Annotated in this window: 9 protein-coding genes; 3 read left to right on the plus strand and 6 right to left on the minus strand. The window is 69.3% G+C overall.

Annotation, left to right across the window (positions count from 1 at the left end):
• The first annotated feature begins 46 nt into the window (after window positions 1-46).
• Window positions 47-448, plus strand: a complete 402-nt coding sequence (locus TEF_04625) for a hypothetical protein (protein ANK80150.1) — start codon at window positions 47-49, stop codon at window positions 446-448.
• A 59-nt stretch (window positions 449-507) separates the two neighbouring features.
• On the opposite strand, the gene TEF_04630 is transcribed toward TEF_04625, so the two are convergent.
• Together TEF_04630 and TEF_04635 are read right to left on the minus strand one after the other, a co-directional pair.
• Window positions 508-1,797: a hypothetical protein gene (locus TEF_04630; GenBank protein ID ANK80151.1), complete on the minus strand. Its 1,290-nt coding sequence runs from the start codon at window positions 1,795-1,797 to the stop codon at window positions 508-510.
• Complete coding sequence (locus TEF_04635; GenBank protein ANK80152.1) at window positions 1,794-3,530, minus strand: hypothetical protein; 1,737 nt, start codon at window positions 3,528-3,530, stop codon at window positions 1,794-1,796. Before TEF_04635 ends, TEF_04630 begins: the two co-directional genes overlap by 4 nt.
• A 169-nt stretch (window positions 3,531-3,699) precedes the next feature.
• Between TEF_04635 and TEF_04640 the strand changes: the two genes are divergently transcribed.
• A complete protein-coding gene (locus TEF_04640; GenBank protein ID ANK80153.1) occupies window positions 3,700-4,956 on the plus strand; it encodes a hypothetical protein in 1,257 nt (418 codons plus the stop codon).
• A 9-nt stretch (window positions 4,957-4,965) separates the two neighbouring features.
• On the opposite strand, the gene TEF_04645 is transcribed toward TEF_04640, so the two are convergent.
• Window positions 4,966-10,590, minus strand: a complete 5,625-nt coding sequence (locus tag TEF_04645) for a hypothetical protein (protein ANK80154.1) — start codon at window positions 10,588-10,590, stop codon at window positions 4,966-4,968.
• Window positions 10,591-10,706: 116 nt separating this feature from the next.
• Entirely contained in the window at window positions 10,707-13,814 is a 3,108-nt protein-coding gene (locus TEF_04650; protein ID ANK80155.1) for a hypothetical protein, read from the minus strand.
• A gap of 121 nt (window positions 13,815-13,935) precedes the next feature.
• Here TEF_04650 and TEF_04655 point away from each other — a divergent pair, with 121 nt between their 5' ends.
• The gene (locus TEF_04655) at window positions 13,936-15,390 is read left to right on the plus strand and encodes a sigma-54-dependent Fis family transcriptional regulator (protein ID ANK80156.1); all 1,455 of its coding nucleotides are present in this window, start codon (window positions 13,936-13,938) and stop codon (window positions 15,388-15,390) included.
• Between the two features lie 7 nt (window positions 15,391-15,397).
• Here the strand turns inward: TEF_04655 and TEF_04660 are convergent, their stop codons facing one another.
• Both TEF_04660 and TEF_04665 read right to left on the minus strand, forming a co-directional pair.
• Window positions 15,398-16,237, minus strand: a complete 840-nt coding sequence (locus tag TEF_04660; GenBank protein ID ANK80157.1) for a quercetin 2,3-dioxygenase — start codon at window positions 16,235-16,237, stop codon at window positions 15,398-15,400.
• A gap of 98 nt (window positions 16,238-16,335) precedes the next feature.
• A complete protein-coding gene (locus TEF_04665; protein ID ANK83280.1) occupies window positions 16,336-18,204 on the minus strand; it encodes a hypothetical protein in 1,869 nt (622 codons plus the stop codon).
• Window positions 18,205-18,346: the final 142 nt, after the last annotated feature.

Genomic DNA, 18,346 nt, shown 5'->3' on the forward strand with positions numbered 1-18,346 from the left:
AAGCGGATTTCGACCGATATGGAAGCGGATGAAGTATCCCGGCCCATTGGTCCTGGCGGCCCTCGCCATGTTATGGTCAGCGGCGCCCGCGCCGCCCGCCACCGCGCAACTGCGCGAGGATCCGGTCGCCGATGTGCGCGAGCGGATCGAGCGGCTGAAGCAGCGCCGCCTGCCGCCGGAGGAGCGCTTCAGGGACCGGAACCTCGATCGCGGCCAGAACTTCAGGGATCGCCAAAGCCAGCGCGAAGCCTATTCGGCGGAGCGGGAAGGGCGGCTGCTGGACCGGTTGAACGAACGCCGGGACGTGTTGCAGGGCGATCCGAACGATCTCGATGCCAGGCGTGACGACCGCCGCGAGGACCGGGTCGACCGGCGTCTCAGAGAGCGGCTCAGGGATGCCTACCGCAGCGATGCCCCGCCGCCTCTGCCGCCGCCTGCCCCGCGATGACCACGCCGTGAGTCAGAAGGCGCGCGAGCCAGCCATGCCATCCCTCGCGCGCCAACCGGTCACCTCTCCCGGAACGCCTCGCTCTGCAGGCGCAGGACGGGCCGGAGCAGGAAGGAGGCGACCGAGCGGGAGCCGGTGTGGATGTCGACGGTGGCTTCCATGCCCGGCCCGATGGGCAGACGGCCCGGCTCGTCGCCCAGATAGCTCTTCGCCGTCTCCACCACGACCTTGAAATAGGGCCGGCCCTGATCGTCGATGTTGGAATCGGGGGAGATGCGGACGACCCGGCCCTCCAGCCCGCCGAAGCGGATGAAGTCGTAGGTCGAGATCTTCACGGTCGCGTCCTGGCCGACGTCGACGAAGCCCCGGTCGGCGGGCCGGAGCCGTGCCTCGACCACCAGGTTGCCGCCCACCGGCACGATCTCCAGGATCGGCTGGCCGGGACCGACGATGCCGCCGATGGTCGTCACCTTCATCTCGCCGACGATCCCGTCGATGGGGCTGCGCACAACGGTGCGGCTGCGCTGGTCGTCGGCGCCGGTCAGCCGGTCCGTGACGGTGGCGATATCGACCTCGACTTCGGAGAGTTCCGCCTGGGCCTCCCGGCGAAAGGCGCGCGAGGCCTCCTCGCGGCGTTCGACGGCTTCCCGACGGGCCGCGTTGGCGCGGTTGATGGCGGCGTTCAGGCTTTCCATCTCGCCCCTGAGACGCGCCAGTTCGCCCTGCTTCTGGTTGACCTCCAGGCGGGAGGCGAGGTTGTCCTTCGCCAGATCCTCCAGCGTCGCCAGCGCCTGCTCGGCGAGCGCGATCTCCTCGCGCCGGGCGTCGCGGGCGGCGGCGAACTCGCGCGCCTCCTCCTCGCTCTGTCGCGCCTGCTCGCCCAGCACGGCGATGGTGCTTTCGAACTCCGAGCGGCTGGCCTGGAAGGCGCGGCGCTCGGCGCGGACCAGATCCGGCCGCCGCGCCTCGATCTCGGCGGAAAAGGCGGGCTCCGTGCCCGCGGCCTCGGCCAGCAGGCGTTCGCGCTTCAGCAGCAGGCCGTCCAGGCGCACGCGCAGCCCCTCGGGGCTCTGCGCGTCGGTGCCGAGGGCGAGGCGGAGCAGCGGCTCGCCCGCCGTGACGCGGTCGCCCTCCGACACCAGCATCTCCTCGACGATTCCCCCCTCCAGATGCTGGACGGTCTTTACGTCGCCCTGGGGCACCACCAGGCCCTCGGCCACCGCCACTTCGTCCAGTTCGGCGACCAGCGCCCAAGCGGCCAGCGCCAGGATCAGCAGGGCCGCGGCCCGGGCCAGGATCACCCCGCCGCGGGGGCGATGGCGGGCCGCCATGTCGTCCAGCGCGCTCAACGCTCCACCTCCTTCAGCCGCCGGGCCGCCTCCATGCGCTCGCGCACCTGGCCGGCGGGGCCGGCGGCGACGATGCGGCCGCCGTCGAGCGCGATGATGTTGTGGCAGACCTCCAGCAGCACGGGGCTGTGGGTGACGACGACGATGGTGCGGTCCTCGGCCAGCGCCTCCAGGTTCCGCGCCAGGGTCTTCGCGGCCTCGGTGTCCAGATTGCCCGACGGCTCGTCGAGCAGCAGCACCGGCGGATTGCCGATCAGCGCCCGGGCGATGGCGATGCGCTGGCGCACGCCGCCGGGCAGGTCCATGCCGCCCTCGCCGATGCGGGCGCCATAGCCGTCGGCCATTTCCGAAATCGCCGAATGGGCCCCGGCAAGGTGCGCGGCATCCACGATCAGCCCGTCATCGGCGGCAGGGTCGCCGATGGCGATGTTCTCCCGGATCGTGCCGGCGAAAAGGAAGGTGTGCTGGGGCACATAGCCGATGGCGCGGGCCAGATCCTCGCGGCCGAACTGGGCGATGTCGGCCTCGTCCAGCATCACCCGGCCGTGGCTGGGGCGGTAAAGCCCCTGCATCAGCTTCAGCAGCGTGGTCTTGCCCGAACCGTTGGGTCCGACCAGCGCATGCAGGCCGTTGCCGATCTTCAGCCTGACGTTCCGCACCGCCGGCGGGCGGTCCGCCGCGTAGCCGAAAGAGACGTCGTCCAGCATCAGGACGCCGTCCCGCACGTTCGGACGGACGGCGCCGCGGGCGGGCTCCTCGGGTATGGCGAAGGCTTCGCCGAGCCGCTTGAGCGACTGCCGCGTGGCCATGTAGGTGCGCCAGTTGCCGATCAGTTGCTGGAAGGGCTGGACGATCCGCCCGCCCAGCATGTTGGCCGCGACCAGCGCGCCGATGGACAGCTCCTGGTTGAGGATCGCCACCGCGCCGACGGCGGTGACCGCGACGGTGGTCAGAACCGTCAGCCCCAGCCCCATGTGCACGAAGCGGTCGGACTGCCGTCCGCGCCGGACCGATTCGTCGACGGCGCGGACATGGCGCGCCTCCCAGCCCTCGGTCATCGGGCCTTTCAGCGCCAGCGCCTTGATCGTGGTCCGGCCGCCGATCAGTTCGGCGGTGACGGCGTCGCGGTCGAAGCTGGCCTCGCGTTCCTCGCGGTTGGCGTCCTGCATCACCCGCCCCGACCACCAGGCCAGGCCGATGAAGAGCGGGAAGGCGACCAGCAGCACCCAGGCCACCGGCGGGGCGATGATGAAGATCACGACGGCGAAGAAGAGCGCGAAGGGCAGGTCGGCGATCAGCACCGCCGACAGGCCGGAGAAGGCGTTGCGCACCACCTCGGCGTCGCGGAACAGCGCCTGCCAGTAGGCGGCGGGGCGGCTCTCCAGCACCGGCAGCGGCGCGGCGGTGATGCGGCCGTAGAGCGCGCGGGCCAGTCCGACGTCCATGTCGACGGCCGCCGAGCGCAGCAGGCGGGCGCGGCCCTGGCGCAGCACGAAGTCGAAGGCGATGGCCGCGAACATGCCGATCACCAGGCCCTGCAGGGTCGACAGCCCGCCGTGGAAGACGACCCGGTCGTAGACCTGGAGGACGAAGATCGGCGCGGCGATGGCCAGCAGGTTGACGATGAAGGAATAGGCGATGACCTCGCCGATGCGCCGGCGCACCGGGGCCAGCACGTCCCTCAGCCATTCCCGACCTTCAGCCATGGGCCCTTCTGCGTCCTTCGGTTGCATCGTTTCGGGTCATGCGAGTTCGATGCCAATTGGCCTCAAGTCACGCGTCGTGCTAAATAGACCGGATAAGCGGCGGCGGCGACAGCGGATTTCCTGACGGTTTCCGGGGCGGACCGCCGGCAGGGGATAGGGTTGCGGATTGTACCGTCATCTCGCAATAGGCGCCGCCGTGGCGCTGGCGCTGACCACGACGGCGGAGGCCGCGCCGTTGCAGGAGGAGCTGGAGATCGTGCTCCAGGCTCATCCGGATGTGCGCGCGGCCGAGCGCCGGTTCGAGCAGTCGCAGCTGGCCGTCACCGAAGCGCGTGCGCCCTACCTGCCGCAACTGCGCATCAGCGGCGAGTACGGGTATGAGAACGTCGACAGCCCCGTGGCCCGCGCCGCCGGCCAGCCGGCCGTCGAACAGAGCCGGGAGATCGGCCGCTTCACGGTCACCCAGAAGGTTTTCGACGGCTTCCGCACCGACGGACAGCTGAAAGGCGCCATCGCCCGGGAGTCCAAGTCCGGCTACGCGCTGGAGCGTGCGCATCAGCAGATCCTGCTGCGTGGCACGGCGGCCTATCTCGACGTGCTGAAGCAGACCGAACTGGTCGACATCGCGCTGGAGACGGAAATGACCATCCGCCGCCAGCTCGCGCTGGAGGACGAGCGCGTGCGCCGGGGCTCCGGTCTCTCGGTCGACGTGCTGCAGTCGAAATCGCGGCTGCAGGCAGCCAAGGAAACCCGGGTGCGGCTGGAAGGCAGACTCAGGGAGGCGATCGCCGAGTACTACGCGGTTTTCAACCACGCGCCGGAGATCGGCTCGATGGCGCCGCCCGAAGCGCCTGACGACCTGCTGCCGCCCGACCTTCAGGCCGCCATCAACATCGCGCTGGCCGAGAACCCGCTGATGAAGCAGAGCGAGGAGACCATCGGGGAGGCCCGCCAGCAGCGCAAGGTGGCGATGTCCGACTTCTTCCCGCAGATCAACGTGGTCGCAGAAGGCGCGATGGAGAACGACGCCGAGGGCATTCCCGGCAACCGCAAGGAAGTCTTTGTCGGCGTGCGCGCCGAATGGGAGCTGTTCGACGGCTTCGCCACCGCCGCCGCGACCGAACGTTCGGGCCGGCGCATCGCCGAGACCATGGAGAACCATGCCGCGCTGAGCCTGGAAATCGCCAAGCGCGTCGAAGTGGCCTGGGAGCAGCTCATCACGCTGCGCGAACGCTCGGAGCTGGCCGGCAACGCCGCCGCCATCGCCTCCGAGCTGTTCACCGCGCGGCGCAAGCTGCGCACCGCAGGCCGGGAGTCGGTGGTCAACGTGCTCGACGCCGAGGCCGAGCTCAACGCCGCGCGCAGCCGGGCCACGGCGGCGCGCTACGACGCGCTGGTGCAGGTCTTCCGGGTGCTGTTCGAGACCGGCCGGCTCGACCTCGCCGCCTACTGATCCGCGGGCCTACTGGATCTCGAAATCGCTGGCCTGAAGCGTGCCGTTGGAGACGGTCACGCTGGCGATCTCGAAGCTCGCCTGGGCGCCGTCGCCGTCGGGGTCGAAGTGCAGCGTGTTGTTCGAATCGAAGACGAAGGTCGCCTGTCCGGTGCCGAGTTCGGTGTCGCCGTCGATCAGGGCTTCGGCCACGCGCACGAAGCTCTCGCCGTCGGTGAGCGTGCCACTGCCTCCGTCGTTGATCCCGAAGGCGTCTCGGTCGATCAGGAAGCGGTCCTCGCCCGATGTGAAGTCGGTGATGACGTCCTGGTGTTCGATCGCCTGGTCGTACTGGAAGGCGTCGGCTCCGCCGCCGCCGGTCAGTGTGTCGGCCCCTTCACCGCCCCGCAGGGTGTCCAGGTTGTCCGCGCCGGTGATCGAATCGTTGCCCGCGCCGCCATCCATCAGGTTCTGGCCGGAGGTCTCGGTCAGGGTATCGTCGCCCAGTCCGCCGAACAGGCTGTCGGACCCGGCCCCGCCCTCGATGGCGTCGTTGCCGTCGTCGCCCAGGACGCTGTCATCGCCGCTGCCGGCGAAGATCTGGTCGTTGCCCGCGCCGCCGGAGACCGTGTCGTCGTCCTGGTCGGCCTGGATCAGATCGTCGCCGTCGCCGCCGTCGATGGTGTCGTTGCCGAAATCGCCGCGCAGCGTATCGGCGCCCGCACCGCCTTCGACCACGTCGTCACCCTCATCGCCGAAGATGTCGTCGTCGCCGTCGAGCCCGGAAATGCTGTCGTCGCCCAGCCGGCCCTGCAGCAGGTTGTTGCTGGCATTGCCGGACAGGGTATCGCCCTGATCGGTGCCGACGGCCGCTTCGAAGTTGGTGACGACATCAGTGCCGGCATCCGCACCGATTGCCGTTCCCGCGGCCAGGTCGATATCTACGCCGGTGCCGAGACCGAAATAGCTGATGACGTCGCCGATGCTGTCGACTGCGACGCCTAGATCGTCCGCGCCCCCGTCGATCGTGTCGTCGCCGATCCCGCCGAATATGAAGTCGTCGCCATTTCCACCTTCGACGCTGTCATTTCCGGCATCGCCGAACATCACGTCGGCTCCATCGCCGCCGATCAGGGTGTCGTTGCCGTCACCGCCGCCGAGGCGGTTGATCCCGGCATTGCCGGTGATCGAATCGTTGCCCGTGCCGCCGATGAATCCATCGATGGAGAACAGCGTGTCGGTGCCGAGGTCGTTGGTGGTCACGGTGGTGCTAATGTCCGTGACAGCTCCCAGCGCCAGCGTGAGATCCTCGGTGGCGTCGGAATAGTCGGCGACATCCACTTCCGCGTCGGAGCCGTTCAGGACGTCGTCGCCCGCGCCGCCGCGCAGCGTGTCGCGTTCGCCGCCGCCGTTCAGCGTGTCGTTACCCGCGCCGCCGAGAAGGAAATTGCGCTCGGCGTCGCCGGAGATGAAGTCCGCGCCCGCCCCGCCGATGACGGTAGTGAAGTTGGCAAAGCCGTCGGAGCCGGTCTCCGCGCCGGCTGCGGTGCCCGCCGTCATGTCGACGATCAGGTCGGCGGAAGCGGTGGCGAAACTCAGTGTGTTGCTGCCCGCGCCCCCGTCCAGGCTATCGTTCCCGCCCTCGCCGATGATCAGGTCGTCGCCCTCGCCGCCGACGATGGTGTCGGCGTCGGCGCTGCCGCGGATCGAGTCGTCGCCGGCCCCGCCGGTGACGCCGTTGAAGCCGGTGACCGTGTCGGTGCCTGTCGCCGTGCTGGCGGCCAGGCCGCCGATCAGGTCGACGGCGACGCCTTCGGTGGCGTCGGAGAAGTCGAGCGTGTCGTTGCCGGCGCCGCCGTCGAGACTGTCATTGCCTGCGCCGCCATTGATCGAATCATTGCCGTCGCCGCCGGCGATGGTGTCGTTGCCCGCGCCGCCGAGCAGGGTATCCGCGCCGCCGCCGCCGTTGATCGAATCCGCGCCCTGGCCGCCTTCGAGGCGATTGTTGTCTGCATCGCCGGTCATGGTGTCGTCGCCGGCGGTGCCGATGATCGTCTCCAGACCAAGTACGGTATAGCTGTTCGCATCCAGCGTGGCGCTGTTGCCCGTAAGGTCGATCTGGAACGCGCCGGTCAGATTGGAGAAGTCGGCGGTGTCGTTGCCGGCCGCGCCGTTCAGCGTGTCGTTGCCCAGGCTGGCGATCAGCAGGTCGTCGCCGCCGCGGCCGACGAAGTTGTCGTTGCCGTCGCTGCCGGTGAAGGTGTCGTTGCCGGCGGAACCGAAGACCCGCTCGATCGACGTCAGGGTGTCCGCGCCTTCGCCGGTCACTGTGCCCGAACCGCCGCCGGCGGACATGTCGACGTTCACCGGCGTGGCGCTGTCGCGGTAGTCGGCCGAATCGAAGCCGATGCCGCCGTCGAAGGAATCGTCGCCCAGGCCGCCGAACAGCGTGTCGCCGCCGGCGTCACCGGAAAGGCTGTCATTGCCCGCGCCGCCGGTGATCGAATCGCCGCCGACGCCGCCTTCGATGGCGTTGGCCTGGGCGTCCCCGGTCAGCGTGTCGGCCTGCGCGCCTCCGACGATGTTCTCGATCCCGCTCAGCGTGTCCGTGCCGTCGCCGCTCGCCGTGCCCGCGTTCAGGTCGACATTGACCGCGCCGCCGGCGTCCGAGAAGTCGGCGGTGTCGAGCCCGTCGCCGCCGATCAGCGAGTCGTCTCCATCGGACCCCTGCAGCGTGTCGTTGCCGGTCCCGCCAGCCAGCGTGTCGTTGCCGACGCCGCCGGCCAGAAGGTCGTCGCCGGCCTCGCCGGTGATGCTGTCCTGTCCGGCCAGACCAACGATGAAGTCCCGTCCTGCGGTGCCCGACAGCGTGTCGCCTGCAGCGGTGCCGCCCTGGATCGAGAAGACCTCACCGGCGAAGTCGAACTGCTCGACATCGTTGGAAACGGTGTCGGAGCCTTCGGATCCGGACTGGTCGGCGACGAAGACGAAGGCGCCGTCGTCGGAGAAACCGAGGTTGAAATCGCCGATGGCACCGGCATAGGCGGCGACGTCGTCGCCCGAACCGCCGAACAGGATGTCGTTGCCGCCATTGCCGGTCAGCGTGTCGTCGCCGGCCAGACCCGCCGCGATGTCGTTGTCCGCGCCGAGGTCGAGCGCTTCGCCCGCGGCGGTGCCGCCCGTGACGTCGAACAGCACATCGTCGCCGGCCCCGTCGACGCTGAAGGCCAGGATCTCGACGTCCAGCGCCACCGCGTCGGCGCCTTCCGCGCCCACCGTGTCGGTGACCTGCAGGCGTGCGGCGGCTTCGTCCACCGCGAAGGCGAAGCCCGTGTTCTCGCCGGTGTAGTTCACCCGGTCGGTGCCCGCGCCGCCCGAGAGCAGGTCGTCGCCCGCACCGCCGGTCAGGGTGTCGTCGCCCGCATCGCCGAACAGGCTGTCGCCGCCCGCGCCACCGACGAGGGAATCCGCGCCGCCGCCGCCGGAGACGATGTCGATACCGTCGCCGCCGTCCACGGTGTCGGCGCCCCCGCCGGCGCCGATGAGGTTGTTGCCGGCGTCGCCTGTCAGGTTCTGCGCCGTGGCGTCGCCAAGGGTGACATCGACGGTGATATCGGCGAAGTCGATGGTTTCGATGTCGCTGCCGAGGATGTCGGCGCCCTCGCCGCCGACGCTGTCGGCCAGGGTGAGCCGGCTGCCCTCGTCATCGCCGGTCGCCACGAAGTTTCCCGCATTGCCGGCATAGACGGCCCGGTCGGCGCCATCGCCGCCGAACAGCCTGTCGTCGCCTGCGCCACCGGTCATCGTGTCGTCGCCGGCCTCGCCGCCAATCAGGTCGTCGCCGGCGTCGCCCGAGAGCTGATCTCCGCCGCTGCCGCCGGCCAGCACGTCGGCTCCGCCGCCGCCGGCCACGGTGTCGTTCCCGGCCAGGGCGGCCAGGAATTCGTCGTTCCCGCCGCCTGTCAGGCTGTCGCCAGCGGCCGTGCCGAAGACCACGTCGAGCAGCCGCGCGTCGCCCTGGAACTCCAACGTTTCGATGTCGTTGGCGAGGGTGTCGGTCCCTTCCGCGCCGGTGGTGTCCTCCAGCACGATGGTGCTGCCATCGTCTGCCGCGGAGACATTGAAGTCGGCGGAACCGCTGGCATAGACCGCGCGGTCGCTTCCGGCGCCGCCGATGAGCGAATCGTCGCCTGTGCCGCCGAAGAGGATGTCGTCGCCGTCGCCGCCGTCGAGTGTGTCGTCGCCGGCATTGCCCGTCAGGCTGTCGTCTCCCGCGCCGCCGTCCAGAGAATCGTTCAGCGCGCCGGCGACCACAGTGTCGTTGCCGGTCCCGGCGGTCACCTCGAGCGTCTTGCCGATATCGGCCGCGGCCACCGAGTCGTCCCCGCCGCCGAGATCGAGGATCACCGTGTTGTCGGAAATGTCGGTTCCGCCCAGATTGCCGATGGCGATCTCGTCGCTCGCCGCGCCCAGATTGACCGCGAGGGTCTCGACCTCGTCGATGTTGACCTGCGCGCCGTTGCCGAAGGCGAGCACCGCGCGTCCGCCGACCTCGTCCAGGGTGACGGTATTCGCGTTCACCTGATCGGCGGCGACCGTCAGCGTGTCGTCGCCCGCGCCGCCGGTGACATTGAAGACACCGCCATTGGCGACATCGACTTCCTCGGCGCCGTCGAAGGCGACATCGATTTCATTGTCGTCGTCGCCGTCGTTGTTGCCGATCTCGTCCTCGTCATTGCGGTCCTGCAGATCGTCCTCGCCGGTGTCGCCCACGACCTCCGTGTCCGAGCCGCCGTCACCGACCGCCTCGCCGCCTTCGATGATCGGGTCGGCCTGGGCCTCGGTGATCCCGAAGACGTCGCCCAGCCGGCTGAAGAAGCCGTCCGTGTCGGTGCGCGCGATCTCGAAATCGCCGGCGATGTCGGAATAGGCCAGCACGCCGTCGCCGAACTCCGCGGTGAGCAGCTGCGCATCGACCTCGGGGATGCGGGTCGGTTCGCGGAACAACGAGAGCACCTGCAGGCCCTGCAGCGGCTGATCGAGCGTCACCACTGCGCCGGCGGTGGCGACGGCCAGCGCGCCGGCCGCGCCGCCCGCATTGGGCAGCAGCACGAAGGTGTTGGCCTGGGCCTCCGGCGCGGCCTTGCCGATCATCCGCGCGCCCTTGACGGTCACGGAGGCGACCGGCGTGCGCACCAGAAGCTCGCTCGCCGGCCCCTCCGTCGAATCGCGGTTGTCGACGGAGAACTCGCCCTGGATGACGAAGAACTGAGGCTTGGCCGCGGCTTCTGCCGGCTCCTCGATCAGGACCCGGCTCTCGCTGTCGAAGAACAGCCTGGTGCCATCGGTCAGGGTAATCTCCAGCGCGCCGTCGCCCTGGGTCATGACCACGTCGCCGGGGCTGAGCTTCTGACCCGGCGCGGCCTGGAACTGGCGGCCGTCGACGCCGATGATCAGAACCTCGCCGCGCACGTTCTCCACGCTGATCGGTCCTTCGCCGCCGGCCGTGGCCTGGGCCTGAACCAGCGGTGTCGGCGCTTCGGGGGCCGTCGAGGCCGCGAGGCCGGGCACGACGAAGGCGGAACCGGCCGTCTCGCTTTCGCTGAAGACGGCTTCGGCCTCGATCGTACGTGCGTTGTCCGGGCGCTGTTCCATCACGGCTTTCCTTGGCTCGCCTCGATCATAGGCGCTGGGCGGATCGTTTTCATCATCCGTCGACGTCTCATGAAGCAAGCTTCGCGCCATGCAATCACGACGGGCGCGGGCCCCGTTCAGGCGGCCCGCTGCTCGATCATCCGGCCCATCTCCGCCAGCGTTCGCTCCGCGATGGTGCGGATTTCCTCTATCGCCTGGCGGGCATCTTCCAGCGGCCCGTCGTCACACAATCGTTCAATTTTTGCGGCTGCCTCGGAAAGTGACACGGCGCCGACGGTGCCGGCGCTGCTCTTCAGGCTGTGGGCCTCCCGCCCCAGCCGGTCGGCGCTGGCATCGTCCAGGGGCTCGGACAGCCGTTCCAGCCGATCCTGGGTATCCAGCATGAAATCGCGCAGCAGTTCGGGCAGGTAGTCCTGACCGACATCCTCGCCGAACTGGTCGAGGATCGCGCGGTCGATCATCGATCCTTCCGCCTCGCCGGCCGGTTCCGGCGCCGCGCCGGCGGGAACCGGCCCGGCATCGGCGATCGGCGCGCCCGCCACCGTTCCCGTGTTCGGCGGGCCGCCGGTACCGGCCGCGCCGATCAGCGCCCACTTGGCGACGAGCTGCAGCAACTCGATCTTGTCGAAGGGTTTGGCGATGAAGTCGTCCATGCCCTTCGACAGGCATTCCTCGCGGTGTTCGGGCATGGCGTTGGCCGTCACCGCGACCACCGGCGTCGCGGCCCTGGCGCCGTCCAGGGCGCGGATCGCGGTGGTGACCTCGAATCCGTCCATGTCCGGCATCTGCACGTCCATCAGCACCACCTCGAAGTCGTTCTCGCCGATGGCGGCCAGAGCGCCGGCGCCGTCCTCGACCGCGGTGACCGCGTAGCCCGCCTTCTCCAGCATCACCCTGGCCACCTGCAGGTTGATGCGGTTGTCGTCGGCCACCAGCACCCGCGCACCCAGCGCAGCCTCGTCGCCTATTTGCTCGATCGTGGCGGCGGCATGGGCCTCCGCGGCGCTGTCGCGCCCGGTCAGCGCCTGGGCGAGGGCGAGCGGCCGGGGCGGGCGAAGCAGGAACTGGTCGAAGCCCCGGGCCAGGATCTGCTCGGCGCGGCCGCGCTGGGACGGGTCGATCGCCACCACCATGCGGCCGCCGACGCGGCTGCGCAGCCGGGCGATGTCCGCGGCGCCGGCGTGTTCGGCCAGGCCCCCGTCGATCACCAGGTGATCGACCGTGCGGGACGGCGCATCGAGGGAAGCGGCGTTGTGGGCGATCAGCAGGCCCAGGCCGCGCAGGCGCGCCGCCATCCCCTCCCGCAGGACAGGATTCGTGGCCAGGATCGCCGCCTGCCGGCCCCTGAGCATGGCGCTCAGCCGGTCCACCATCTCGTGGGCCTCGCCCCTGTGCGCCACGTCCGCGACGCCCAGCGTGGCTTCGAACCAGAAGGTGCTGCCCCGGCCGACCTCGCTGTCCAGCCCGATATCCCCGCCCATCAGGTCGACCAGGCGCCTGGAGATGGCGAGGCCAAGGCCCGTCCCGCCATAGCGCCGCGCCGTCGAGGCGTCGACCTGGGTGAATTCCTGGAACAGGGCATCCTGGCGGTCCTGAGGAATGCCTATCCCGGTATCGGTGACGTTGAAACGCAGCTTCGGACGGTCGTTCTCGCTGCCGGCCAGCAGGATCTCGATGGTGACGCCGCCGGTCTCGGTGAACTTGATGGCGTTGCCGGCGAAGTTCAGCAGCACCTGGCGGATACGCGTGGGATCGCCGTAGAAGCGCTTGGGCAGGTCCGGGTCGTAGATCACCGCGATCTCGGTGCCGCGTTCGAAGGCGCGCGCCGAAAGCAGGTCGGCCACGCCGTCGGCCAGGTCTTCCAGGTCGAAGGCGACCTCCTCCAGCTCCAGCCGCCCGGCCTCCAGCTTCGAGAAGTCGAGGATGTCGTTGATGATGGTCAGCAGCGCCTCGCCGGACTTGTGGACGGTCTCGGCGTACTGGTGCTGTTCGCCACTCAGCCCGGTTTCCAGCAACAGGTTGGTCATGCCCAGCACGCCGTTCATGGGCGTGCGTATCTCGTGACTCATCATGGCGAGGAAGCGGGACTTGGCGACATTGGCGTCCTCGGCCCGCTCCTTGGCCTCGCGCAGGGCCTCTTCATTGTCCTTCTGCGCGGTAATGTCGGTATGCACGCTCACCCGGCCGCCCTCGTCGGTGCGGAACTCGCCGACCAGGATCCAGCGGCCGTCCACCAGCTCCTGCTCGAAGGGGCCGCCGGGCTCGCGGTGGCGCGCCACCCGCCAGGCGACCCAGGCTTCCGGGTCGGTGGTGGCGTCGACGATGTGGCGGCTGGCTGTGCGCCGCATGATGTCCTCGAAGCGCTGGCCGGTTTCGATGCCCGCCTGACCGGCGCTGCTGTAGAGCTCGCGGTATTTGGTGTTGAACAGGATCAGGCGGTCGTTCTCGTCGTAGAGGGCGAATCCGTCGTTCATCGCCTCGATCGCTTCCAGCAGCTGCGTCCGGGCGGCGTTGGCGCGCGCCTCGGCGGCGGAGACCTGGCGGTAGAGACGGGTGGTTCGGCGGATTTCCCGGATCAGCAGCAGCACCAGCAGCGCCGCTGCCGCCATGGTGGCGATCGCCGAGATCAGCAGTTCCAGGTAGATCGGCCGCAACCGGTCGGCGCGCGACTGTGTGACCGTCAGCTCCGAGGAATTGGAGAGCTGCTGCAGTGCGTTGAACAGCGGCAGCAGGTCGTTGCGAAGCTGGTTGTAGGCCCGGTAGTCGCCGGCTTCCAGATTGTGCAGCCGGGCATCGTTGGCGCGCAGACGATCCTGGATGCCGCTCGCCAGGTCGCCGGCGCCGAGCGCGTCGTCCCGGTCCGAGCGCATGGCCTGGAGAAACACGGGCAGGCGCTGTTTCAGGTAGTTGTAGCGCTGCTGGAACTCGGCCTGGCTCATGCCCGAGGTGCCGAGCACGTAGGTGTCGAGCGCGGCGAGAAACAGCGAGAGTTCCGTGCGCGTGTGCGAAGCACCCCAGACGATGCTGTCATAGCGGCTGGAACTGGCGTTGTATTCCTTGCGCAGCGTCAGCACCGAGAAGACCGTGGTGGAGAGAAGCACCACGACGGTCGCGAGCAGGACCGCCAGCGTTCTGTTCACGCCTGTCCGCTTGACGTCCCGAGCGCCCGGAGCGGCGGCCGCGCGATCCGATTCTGGGCCTTGAAGCTGCATTGTCAGCGACATTCTATCATGCGACAACTTCGGGCAATGACCGAAAATTGGCGGTCGCGGGGAACGGTGAACCGGACGGCGGCAGAAGCCGGACGCCGACGCGGCCTTCAGCGCTTTGGGGGACGACAGGCCGATGAGCCGCACGGCGAAGTCTCAGATTCTGCTCGTCGAGGACACGCCGACGCTGGCGCGGAGCTATATCCAGTTCCTGCGCGACGAACCCTATGACATCCGCCACGTCGAGACCGGCGCCGAAGCCCTGGCCGAGCTGGAGAAGGGGCGGCCCGACGTCATCCTGCTGGACCTCAGGCTGCCGGACATGGACGGCATGGAGATCCTGCGCCATGTCGGCTCGTTGGATGAGGGCAGTAGCGTCATCGTGATCACCGCCCACGGGTCGGTGCAGACGGCGGTGACGGCGATGCGGCTGGGCGCCGCCGACTTCATCGTCAAGCCGTTCACCGCCGACCGGCTGAAGGTCACGCTGCGCAACGTCCTGGAGACGACCAAGCTCAAGGAGATCGTCGAGACCTACCGCACTGAGATCGACCGCGGCGGATTCGAGGGCTTCGTCGGCAGCGCGCTGTGCATGCAGGCGGTCTACCGCATCATCGAGGCCGCGGCGTCGTCCAAGGCCACCGTCTTCATCACCGGCGAAAGCGGCACCGGCAAGGAGGTCTGCGCCGAGGCGATCAAGAACCGCAGCCCGCGCCGCGACAAGCCCTTCATCGCCATCAACTGCGCCGCGATCCCCCACGATCTGATGGAGAGCGAGATCTTCGGTCATGTGAAGGGCGCCTTCACCGGGGCCCTGGGCGAGCGCGAGGGCGCAGCGGCGATGGCCGACGGGGGCACGCTGTTCCTCGACGAGATCTGCGAGATGGACCTGGACCTGCAGGCCAAGCTGCTGCGCTTCATCCAGACCGAGACCTACAGCAAGGTCGGCAGCTCGAAGGTCGAGAAGGTGGACGTGCGGGTGATCTGCGCCACCAACAAGGAACCGATGGCGGAGGTCAAGGCGGGCCGGTTCCGCGAGGATCTCTACTACAGGCTGCACGTGATCCCGATGCACCTGCCGCCGCTCAGGGAGCGCGACGACGACATTCTCCGGATCGCGGAGACCTTCCTGCGCCGCTACGCCGAGCAGGAAGGCAAGAGCTTCCGCGCCTTCGGGCCGGCGGCCGCGGCGATCCTGATGGCGCATGAGTGGCCCGGCAATGTGCGCGAACTGCAGAACGCGGTGCACAACATCGTGGTCCTGAACGACGCCGAGACGGTGACGCCGGAGATGCTGCCGGCCAACCTGCAGAAGGTGGAAGCGCTGGCGCCACCCCCGCCGGCCGCGGCATCGGCGGCGGAACCCGAGACGGGACCGCCGCGCCCGGAGCGCCGCGCCGATGTGCAGTCGCTGTCCGAGGAGATCCGGCCGCTGGCCGCGGTCGAACGCGACTACATCGAGAACGCGATCGAACGCTGCGCCGGCAATATCCGCACCGCCGCGGCGCTACTCGGCATCGCGCCGCAGACGATCTACCGCAAGCGCTCCGCCTGGGAGGAAGAGGACGCCGCCGCCGCCGCGGCGGAGTAGGCGCCGCTCAGAACTTCCCGGCCTCGTAGTCGCGGAAGGCCTGGATGATCTCCTCCTTCGTGTTCATCACGAAGGGGCCGTAGCGGGCCACCGGCTCGCCGATCGGCTGTCCGGCAATGAGCAGGAATCTGGCTTCGCCGCCCCTGGCCCGCACCTCGACCCGCGCGCCGTCGTTCAGCAGCGCCATCTGGCCTTCCGAGAGCGTGTGGCTCCCGATACCCAGCCCGCCGCCATAGACGTAGACGAAAGCGTTGTGACCTTCGGGCACGGCCTCGTCGAAGCGCCCTTCGGCCGGCAGGGCGACGTCGTAGTAGAGCGGTTTCGTGGCGATGCCGCTGACCGGTCCGGCGACGCCGCCGAGCTCTCCGGCGACGATGCGCACGCGCGCGCCGCCCGGGCGCTCGACCTCCGGAATGTCGCCCGGCTCGATGTCCTGGTAGCGCGGCGCCGTCATCTTGTCGGCGGCCGGCAGGTTGACCCAGAGCTGGAAGCCCCACATCAGGCCGTCCTCCTGCTCCGGCATTTCCGAGTGCACGATGCCGCGGCCGGCGGTCATCCACTGCGCCCCGCCGCTCTGCAGCAGGCCGGAATTGCCCTGATTGTCGCGGTGGCGCATGCGGCCGGCCAGCATGTAGGTCACGGTCTCGAAGCCCCGATGGGGATGATCGGGAAAGCCGGCGATGTAGTCGCCGGCCTGGTCCGAGCGGAACTCGTCGAGCAGCAGGAAGGGATCGAAATGCTGCAGGCGCGGACCGCCGAGGCTGCGCTTCAGCTTGACGCCTGCCCCGTCCTGCGCGTCGACGCCGGGGATCACGCCCAGCACGGTTCGGAAATCGGATTCGCTCATGGCAACGCTCCTGCTCTGTTGCCGGCGGAGATGTGCAGGCGGCCCGGCGCCATCAATCGCGGCAATGGGAAACGGACTGTTTCCGGCGTGCGGCGGCCTCAACTGGAGGCGTGGCGCTGCCGCTCCGTCTCTTCCTTGTATTCCGGCACCAGCTCCCTGAGCAGGGTCAGCGTACGGTCGGTGCGCCGCGCCCTGGCATGGCCGGCCAGTTCGTCCAGGGCCCGCGTCAGAATCTGCCGCTCGACCACCCGCGGGGACGCGAGCATGACCCCCTCGATGTCCGTCTGGTCCAGCTTTTCCGAGCTGTGCAGCAGTTCCTCGTGCAGCTTCTCGCCGGGGCGCAGGCCGACATATTCGATCCGGATGTCGCGGTCCGGCGTCAGGCCGGCGAGGCGGATCATCATGCGGGCGAGGTCCTGGATGCGGACCGGCTCGCCCATGTCGAGCACATGGATGCGGCCCGTGTCGTCCTGGCGGAGACGGCTGCCGGCGGCGGCGGCGAGCACCAGCTCGACCGCCTCCCTTATGGTCATGAAGTAGCGCGTGATGTCCGGATGGGTGACCGTCAGCGGTCCGCCCTGGGCGAGCTGGCGCTGGAACAGCGGCACCACGGAGCCGGTCGAGCCGAGCACGTTGCCGAAGCGGACAGTCACGAAGCGTGTGGCGCGCCCGGATTCGCGCGACTGATCGATGTCCTGGGACTGGGCGTAGGCCTCGGCCAGACGCTTGGTCGCGCCCATCACGTTGGCCGGGTTCACGGCCTTGTCGGAGGAGACCAGCACCATGACGTCCACGTCGTGGCGGATACAGGCGTCGGCGACGCGCCGCGTGCCGATGACGTTGGTCAGCACCGCCTCGTCCGGGTTGTGCTCCATCAGCGGCACGTGCTTCAGCGCCGCGGCGTGGAAGACGATCTCCGGGTGGAAGTCGGCGAAGACGTTGGCGACCCGCTCGGCGTCCCGGACGTCGGCCAGATACATGCGCCGCTCCAGCTCCGGATACGACTCTCCGGTTTCCTGTTCGATGGTGTAGAGCGCGAACTCGGAGAGTTCGAGCAGCGCCAGGCTCGCCGGGGCGAGGGCCGCGATCTGGCGCACCAGCTCGCTGCCGATGGAGCCGCCGGCGCCGGTCACCAGGACGCGCCGGCCGGAAATCAGACCCCGCATGGCGTCGCGGTCCAGCGCCTTCTGGGGCCGGCCCAGCAGATCGCTGACGTCGATCTCGCGCACCGTGACCCGGTCGGTGACGCCGCTTTCCAGGGCGCTGAAATCGGGCACGCGGCTGATCGGCAGGGCCAGGTCCTGGGTGCGCTGCAGCAGATCGCGCAGCATGTCGGGCTCAAGCCGCCGGCGGGTGACGATCACCCGCTGCGGCCGCCGTCCGCGCGCGCCGAGCGTCTCCACGACATCGCCCAGATCGGCCAGGCCGCCGACCACCTTGCGTCCGCGGATGGTGCGGCCGATCTGGCCGCTGTCGTCGTCCAGGATGGCGACGGGGTCATAGGGCGCCGCACCGCGGTCGACCTCGCGCAGGAACAGTTCCGCCCCCCGTCCGGCGCCGACAAGTATCACCGGGACGTGTCCCGGCATCGGCCGCCGCCGCCCGGTGAGTGCGCCCACGCCGCCCTCCGCCGCCAGCCTGAGCAGCAGGCGCGGGCCGGCCAGCAGGGCGATCAGCACGAACAGGTTGATGAAGGGAACCGTCCGGGGCACGTCCTCCAGACGGTTGTAGGCGAACAGCAGCGGGAAGAAGATCAGCACCACCAGAACGGCGGCGCGCAGGATCGCCGAGAGGTCGCGCATGGACACATAGCGCCAGACCCCGCGGTGCAGGCCGGACAGGAAGAAGACCCCGGCGGCGATAGGCACCAGCATGGCGCTGGCCTCCAGCCAGAAGCCGGCGGTCTTCTCATAGCCGACCAGGCCGTAGCGCAGCATGAGCGCTGCGATGAACGCCACCGGCGCCATCGCCACGTCGTAGAGCAGTGCGCCGAAGGTCTTCAGTTTCGAGCTGTGTTTCGCCAAGGACGGGCCCCGCCGGACAGGGAATTGTCGCCGAGAACTGGCATTAGCATGACGCGGCGTGTCCGAACAGGGGCCCGTGGAGCGC

The organism is Rhizobiales bacterium NRL2, from assembly GCA_001664005.1.
Lineage (GTDB): Bacteria > Pseudomonadota > Alphaproteobacteria > Minwuiales > Minwuiaceae > Minwuia.

Excerpts from the sequence above, each read along its gene's own strand:
- TEF_04635 (ANK80152.1), bottom strand. The coding sequence starts at position 3,530 with ATGCAACCGAAGGACGCAGAAGGGCCCATGGCTGAAGGTCGGGAATGG.
- TEF_04645 (ANK80154.1), bottom strand. The coding sequence starts at position 10,590 with ATGGAACAGCGCCCGGACAACGCACGTACGATCGAGGCCGAAGCCGTC.
- TEF_04650 (ANK80155.1), bottom strand. The coding sequence starts at position 13,814 with ATGTCGCTGACAATGCAGCTTCAAGGCCCAGAATCGGATCGCGCGGCC.
- TEF_04655 (ANK80156.1), top strand. The coding sequence starts at position 13,936 with ATGAGCCGCACGGCGAAGTCTCAGATTCTGCTCGTCGAGGACACGCCG.
- TEF_04660 (ANK80157.1), bottom strand. The coding sequence starts at position 16,237 with ATGAGCGAATCCGATTTCCGAACCGTGCTGGGCGTGATCCCCGGCGTC.
- TEF_04665 (ANK83280.1), bottom strand. The coding sequence starts at position 18,204 with ATGGCGCCGGTGGCGTTCATCGCAGCGCTCATGCTGCGCTACGGCCTG.